We start from the raw sequence: 6,047 nt of genomic DNA on the forward strand, positions 1-6,047 counted from the left end.
ACGGGAAAGGTGGTGCGTTAGCTATGAAGGTGGTTATCGTTGGAGGCGTCGCGGGCGGCGCATCGGCGGCGGCACGTTTGCGCAGACTCGACGAGCAGGCCCAAATTGTCATCTTTGAGCGCACGGGTTTTGTATCGTATGCCAATTGTGGGCTTCCGTACTACATTGGCGGCGTGATAGAAGAAGAGAGCGCATTGACGCTGCAGTCTCCCAAGGGCTTTTGGGATCGCTTTCGCATTGCGGTCAAGACGAGTCACGAGGTGTTTGCCATCCATCCCGATTCGCATACGGTCGAGGTTCGCAATATGCTGACGGGCGAGGAATTTGTCGAGACGTATGACAAGCTCATCCTGTCGCCGGGTGCAAAGCCGATCCGCCCTGCGTTGCCGGGCATCGACTCGGATAAAATCTTTAGCCTACGCACCGTTGAGGACACGCTGCGTATTCACAGCTATGTTCGAGAGCGGCGACCGAGCAGTGCCGTCGTGATCGGCGGCGGCTTCATTGGCGTCGAGACGGCGGAGAATCTGTGCGAGCTGGGGCTCCAGGTGACCCTTCTGCAGCGTCCCGTCCAGCTTATGAACAACCTGGATTACGACATGGCGACCCTTTTGCATACCGAGGTGCGTGAGCACGGTATCGATCTGCGCCTCAAGGCCGATGTGACAGGTTTTGAGGAAGTTGATGGCCGCGTTGTCACCCATGTTGCGGGCGATGACCCTATCGGAGCCGATATGGTGCTGCTTGCCATTGGCGTGGCACCTGAGAGCCATCTGGCGCAAGAGGCGGGGCTCGAACTGGGCATCAAGGGGGCTATTGTGGTCAACGACCGCATGGAGACCTCTGCTGCCGACGTGTATGCCGTGGGCGATGCCGTGCAGGTCACGCATCAGGTGACCGGCGAGGACGCGGTCATTTCGCTCGCCGGCCCCGCCAACAAGCAGGGGCGTGTCGTCGCCGATGTCATAGCCGGCATGGACAGCTGCTACCTCGGATCGTTGGGCTCATCGGTTATCAAGGTATTCGACTTGACGGCGGCAAGCACGGGACTATCCGAAAAGGCGGCACACGCGGCGGGAATTGACTGCGACAGCGTGGTCCTGTCGCCCGGTTCGCATGCGGGTTATTATCCGGGTGCAACGCCCATGACCATGAAGGTTGTCTTCGAGAAGCAGGGATTGCGCCTGCTGGGTGCGCAAATCGTGGGCATCGATGGTGTGGACAAGCGTATCGACGTTCTGGCGACTGCCATCCAGGCAGGCATGCGCGGCGATAGGCTTAAGGATTTGGACCTAGCATACGCGCCGCCGTATTCATCGGCGAAGGATCCCGTCAATATGGCGGGCTTTATGATCGAGAACCTCAATCGCGGCATACTGGCGCAGTGGCATTGGGAGGATGAGCCCAACTTGCCACGCGATGGCAGCGTGCAGCTGCTCGATGTTCGTACGGAAGGGGAGTATGAGCGCGGGCATATCGATGGTTTCGTAAACATTCCCGTCGATGATCTGCGCAATCGCCTGAGCGAGCTCGACCGGGCCAAGCCGGTCTACGTGATTTGCCAGAGCGGCATTCGCAGCTACATTGCTTGCCGCATTTTGGCGCAGCATGGCTTTGAGTGCTTTAACTTCTCGGGCGGCTATCGCTTCTTTGCAGCCGTGACTGAGGCTCGCCGCGGCAGCGCTAACGTTATGCCGTGCGGGCTCGAAAAGTAGCGCGCATTGGAATGTGACAAAGTGACAGCCTCTTTGTCGCATCGGGGATGTTATATGCGGGATGGTGCGCCATGCGGCGTGCTGTCCCGTTCGTTTTTTGGCGCGGTTCGTTACATTCCTCACTGGTATCGGCCAAAAATGAGGATAGAGTAGGACAAACGCGCCGAACGTGAACGGCGGGGGAGCGGGCGAGCGCGCCCGCGCGAGAGAGGTTGCCGTCCATGCTGGATCTCAGAGTTATTTGCAAAAGGTACGTTACGCAGTCGTTTACGCAGGTAGCGCTCGACAGCGTAAGCCTGTCTTTTCGCGATAACGAGTTTGTAGCCATCCTGGGTCCCTCGGGTTCGGGTAAAACTACGATGCTCAACGTCATTGGTGGACTCGACCATTTCGATTCCGGCGACCTGCTGATCGATGGCATCTCGACCAAGGATTTCAGCGACCGCGATTGGGATGCCTACAGAAACAATCGCATTGGCTTTGTGTTTCAGAGCTACAACCTCATTCCGCACCAGAGCATTTTGGAAAACGTGGAGCTGGCGCTTACGCTCACGGGCGTGGGACATGCCGAGCGCCGCCAGCGTGCGCGTAAGGCGCTCGAGACGGTTGGTCTGGGCGAGCACGTTGACAAACGCCCGAACCAGCTTTCGGGCGGGCAGATGCAGCGCGTGGCCATTGCCCGCGCCTTGATCAACGACCCCGAGATTGTGCTGGCTGACGAGCCGACCGGCGCCTTGGATTCAACGACGTCCGTGCAGGTTATGGATTTGCTCAAGGACGTTGCGCGCGATCGTCTGGTCATCATGGTCACGCACAATCCCGAGCTGGCGTACCAGTACGCCACGCGCATCGTCAGCCTGGCGGACGGCAAGGTCACCGACGATTCCGACCCCTTTGATGTGGCCACGGTCGCACATCGCGAGGCAAAACCCACGCGCAAAACCTCGATGAGCTTTATGACGGCGCTGGGGCTTTCTGCCCGAAACCTCATGACCAAGAAGGGCCGTACGGCCATGACTGCCTTTGCAGGTTCGATTGGCATTATTGGCATCGCGGCGATTCTGGCGCTCTCCAACGGCGTAAACGGCTACATCAAAAAGGTCGAGGAGGACACGCTCTCAAGCTACCCGCTTACGATTTCCAAACAAGATTACGACCTGTCGTCTATGATGGGCGGACAGGGGGGCACGGATGAGGAGGCGTCCAAGGGCGAGGACTCGTCCGATGGCGCTACCGGCGGCAAGGCTCAGGGGACCGATAAGATCCCTGTGGTCACGGCCGTAAAGGACATGTTCGCAAGTGTTAAATCTAACGATATGACGAGCTTTAAGGCATGGCTTGACGACGGCGGCAACGGTATCGACAAAGAGGTCAACGCTATTCAGTATGGTTACGGCGTGACGCCGGTTGTCTATCGTTCGAGTAAGGGCGACGAGAAGCCCGTTCGCCTTGTTCCCAACGCTATGACCGAGGCCATGAGCGGAGGCGCGAGCTCGGCGGCAACGGTGAGCATGGATTCCATGGGAACGTCGGTCTTTAACGAGATGATTGACGACCAGAGCCTGCTCGACAGCCAGTACGATGTCGTTGCCGGCCATTGGCCTACGTCCGCCAACGAGGCCGTGATGGTGCTTTCGAGCCGCGGAACGGTGGGCGACTACACGCTCTACAGCATCGGCGCGCTGGATATCGATGAGCTCAACGACCTGGTTAACAGTGCCATGACGGCCGACGGCAAGGTCAAGACGCCCAAGACCGGCAGCGACTTTACCTACGACGATGCACTGTCCACGACGTTTAAGGTGTTGTCGCCGGCCGATGCCTATCGCAAAAACGAAGAGACCGGCATGTGGACTGACATGTCTGGCGACGCCGACTTTATGAAAGCCAAGGTTGCCGACGGTATTGACGTGCGCATTGTGGGCGTGGTGCGACCCAACGAGGCGGCAAACGCGAGCGCATTGTCCCCGGGCATTGCCTATACGCATGCGCTGACTCGCCAGCTTATGGAGCGTGCTGCCGATTCGCAAATCGTGCAGGAGCAGCTTGCCCACCCCGAGACGGATGTCTTTACGGGCAAGTCTTTCGATGAACTGCAAGGCGAGGCCAAACAGGGCGTGGATTTGGGCAGCATGTTCGGTGTGGACGAAGCGGCGCTCAAGAGTGCGTTCTCGTTCGATACGTCGGCGCTCTCGGGTGCGGCCGGCGGTATAGACCTTTCTGGTATCGACTTGTCCGGGCTGGACCTTGACCTTTCGGGCGTTGGGAAGGACATCGACTTCAGCGACATCATGGCCAAAGCGCCGGCCCCAGATTTCTCGGGCATCTTTGACGGTCTGGAACTCACGCCCGAGCAGATGCAGCAGGTAGGAACGCTTGCCAACCAGCTGTTTGAGGGCTTTCTGCAGTCTGATCAGTTTAAGGCGCTGTCGCCCGAAGATCTTAAGGACGCGTCAAAGCTTGCTGCCGCATTCTCGGCGTATCTTGAGAATGATGCCGCAGCCCAGCAATGCCTGGCTCAGCTCAAGGCGTTGGGCGGCGATGCCTTGGCCGAGCGTCTGCAGCAGGTGATGGGCGACTATGTGCAAAAGCAGCTGGCTCCGTATTTGCAGCAGTCTATGGATCAGGTGATGAAGGCGGTCAGCGAGCAGATTGCGACGACGGTATCAACCCAGCTCAAGGCGGGTGCGGCAGGGTTCATGGACCAAATGGCGACGCAGATGTCTTCGAGTTTTGCCAACCTGGCGAGCGCCATGCGCGTGGATGCGGGCGCCTTTGCTCGTGCCATCCACTTCAACATGGACGCCGAGGATCTGAGCTCGCTCATGATGAGCTATGCCAAGGCGTCGAAGCTCACCTACGACAACAATCTGACCACGTTGGGCTATGCGGACGAGGCGGACCCCATTTCGGTCAAGATTTTCCCGCGCGACTTTGAGGCCAAGGAGCGCGTGCTCGATTACATCGATGCGTACAACAAGCAGGTCAAAGCTGCTGGCCACGATGAGCAGGCAATCTCGTATACCGACTACATGGGCATCATCATGGGCTCGGTGACCGACATCGTGAATACTATCAGCTTGGTGCTCATCGCATTCGTGAGTATCAGTTTGGTGGTGAGCTCCATCATGATCGGCATCATCACCTACATCAGCGTGCTGGAGCGCAAAAAGGAGATTGGCATCCTGCGCGCGATCGGCGCGTCAAAGCGCAACGTGGCCAACGTATTTAATGCCGAGACCTTTATCGAAGGCCTCATTGCCGGCGTCTTTGCCATTGTCGTCGTGGTGGCCGTGAGCTTTCCGGTTAATGCCTGGGCGCTTGCGGCCAAGCAGGTGCCCAACCTGATGAGCCTGCCCGTTCAAGACGCGCTGATGCTCATTGTAATTTCGGTGCTGCTGACGGTCGTTGCCGGCCTGCTGCCGGCTCGCAGCGCATCCAAGAAAGACCCTGTGGAAGCCCTACGCTCCGAATAATGTGACAAAGGGACAGTCCCTTTGTCACATTGGGTGGCTAGCTCGTTTTGCCCATCAATGTGATACGGATGCTTGGATGGGTGTACTCGTCAAATTCATCCTCGGGATCCGTGTCAAACGAATAGTACGTTTTGATGGGGTTGTCACTCGTCCTGATGGAGATTCTCTCGTAGAGCGAACCGTTCAAAAAGGCCTGCCTAAACTCTTCGGGGAGCTTTTGCGGTGCTAGGAGCTCGGGACTCATGGTCTTGACGTCTACGGTTTGGACGACAGAGGAAAGCTCGTCCAAGTCGAGCTCGATGCGGGCGAGGTTGTCCTCAAGGCTCGCGTCGGGGTCGATCTCTGCCGCGTAGCTCACTTCCGTGAGCGTTCCCTTGTTGTCAAAATCCAGGTACGTATAGGTCTTCTGGGCATCGGAGTCGCCGTCGTGCAGATAGCTGCGGACGTGATAGCCGTAATCTTGATATCGCTCGTAGGGGTCATCGGCGGACACGTACTCGCATGAGGGCTCTAATGCCTTGCGTGCGATGGCGATCTGCTCGGCCGCGGCCGCGGCGTTCTCCTGCATCTCGATGTTTCCCTGCGCCAGCTGCGGGATATAGGCGCCGCACACGATCGCGAGGGGCAGCGCCACAAGCGCGACGACCCACTTCTTTGCACGGGGGACAGGCACGCCACAGGCCTCTGCCATGGCCCTTGCGTTGGCGAAGCTTTCGGCAAGCACGTCTGCCGCGGTGGCGACGGCGCCTACGGCAGCGGCGACTTCTGCCGCGCCGCCCAGGTTGCGTGCGGTCTCGTTGTCGCTGTTCTTGAGCAGGCGTGCGGCGGCCTGCGTGCCAACAACGCCTGCGATTTG

3 protein-coding genes are annotated in these 6,047 nt (G+C 58.7%); 2 read left to right on the forward strand and 1 reads right to left on the reverse strand.

All coding sequences use genetic code 11. The annotated features are described in order from the left end of the window. Positions 1 to 23 precede the first annotated feature (23 nt). The gene (locus DXC18_RS07295; RefSeq protein ID WP_117583290.1) at positions 24 to 1,715 is read left to right on the forward strand and encodes an FAD-dependent oxidoreductase; all 1,692 of its coding nucleotides are present in this window, start codon (positions 24 to 26) and stop codon (positions 1,713 to 1,715) included. Positions 1,716 to 1,936: 221 nt separating this feature from the next. After that, positions 1,937 to 5,191, forward strand: coding sequence for an ABC transporter ATP-binding protein/permease (locus tag DXC18_RS07300; protein ID WP_117716805.1), 3,255 nt, complete (start codon positions 1,937 to 1,939; stop codon positions 5,189 to 5,191). Positions 5,192 to 5,228: 37 nt separating this feature from the next. On the opposite strand, the gene DXC18_RS10460 is transcribed toward DXC18_RS07300, so the two are convergent. Then, on the reverse strand, positions 5,229 to 6,047 hold an 819-nt coding region (locus DXC18_RS10460), incomplete at its 5' end, for a hypothetical protein (RefSeq protein ID WP_158552032.1).

This window comes from Collinsella sp. OM08-14AT, assembly GCF_003438115.1.
Taxonomy (GTDB): domain Bacteria; phylum Actinomycetota; class Coriobacteriia; order Coriobacteriales; family Coriobacteriaceae; genus Collinsella.